The sequence below is a fragment of the Streptomyces sp. NPDC006339 genome, from assembly GCF_040612775.1.
In the GTDB taxonomy this organism is placed as follows: Bacteria; Actinomycetota; Actinomycetes; order Streptomycetales; family Streptomycetaceae; genus Streptomyces.
The window spans coordinates 1-1,268 of the sequence record NZ_JBEXQW010000122.1 but is presented as its reverse complement, the minus strand read 5'-3'; the positions used below and the strand labels follow the sequence as shown (position 1 = coordinate 1,268).

Below are 1,268 nucleotides of genomic sequence, written 5' to 3'. Positions count from 1 at the left end.
CAGGTCGCGTCGAAGGCGATCGGTACGGACGCCTTCCAGGAGGCGGACATCTGCGGGATCACGATGCCGATCACCAAGCACAACTTCCTGGTGACGAAGGCCGAGGACATTCCGCGGACGATCGCGGAGGCGTTCCACATCGCCTCCACCGGCCGGCCCGGGCCCGTCCTGGTCGACATCGCCAAGGACGCCCTGCAGGCGAGGACGACGTTCAGTTGGCCGCCGCAGACCGACCTGCCCGGCTACCGTCCGGTGACCAAGCCGCACGCCAAGCAGATCCGCGAGGCGGCGAAGCTGATCACGGCCGCGAAGCGGCCCGTCCTCTACGTCGGCGGCGGCGTGTTGAAGGCCGGCGCCACCGCCGAGCTGAAGGTCCTGGCGGAGCTGACCGGCGCGCCGGTGACGACGACCCTGATGGCGCTGGGCGCGTTCCCCGACAGTCATCCGCTGCATGTGGGGATGCCGGGCATGCACGGTGCGGTCACCGCGGTGACCGCGCTGCAGAAGGCCGACCTGATCGTCGCCCTCGGAGCCCGCTTCGACGACCGCGTCACGGGCAGGCTGGACAGCTTCGCCCCGTACGCGAAGATCGTCCACGCGGACATCGACCCGGCGGAGATCGGGAAGAACCGTGCCGCGGACGTTCCGATCGTGGGTGACGCGCGTGAGGTGATCGCCGATCTGGTTCAGGCGGTGCAGGCCGAGCACAGCGAGGGCAACAAGGGCGACTACACCGCCTGGTGGAGTGATCTGAACCGCTGGCGCGAGACCTACCCGCTGGGCTATGACCTGCCGGAGGACGGCAGCCTGTCGCCGCAGCAGGTCATCCAGCGCATCGGGAAGCTCGCGCCGGAGGGCACGATCTTCGCCGCGGGTGTGGGTCAGCATCAGATGTGGGCGGCGCATTTCATCGACTACGAGCGGCCCGCCACGTGGCTGAACTCCGGCGGCGCGGGGACGATGGGCTACGCGGTGCCGGCGGCCATGGGCGCGAAGGCCGGCATGCCCGAGCGGACGGTGTGGGCGATCGACGGTGACGGCTGTTTCCAGATGACCAACCAGGAGCTGGTCACCTGCGCGCTGAACAACATCCCGATCAAGGTCGCCATCATCAACAACGGCGCGCTGGGCATGGTGCGTCAGTGGCAGACGCTGTTCTACAACCAGCGGTATTCCAACACGGTGCTGCACTCGGGTCCGGACGATGTCAATCCGGAGGCGCGGGGCACGCGTATCCCGGACTTCGTGAAGCTGTCCGAGGCGATGGG

Annotated in this window: 1 protein-coding gene; it reads left to right on the top strand. The window is 68.4% G+C overall.

All coding sequences use genetic code 11. From position 1 onward, the window contains the following. On the top strand, nucleotides 1-1,268 hold a 1,268-nt coding region (gene ilvB / locus ABZ135_RS38785), incomplete at both ends, for a biosynthetic-type acetolactate synthase large subunit (protein ID WP_356703134.1).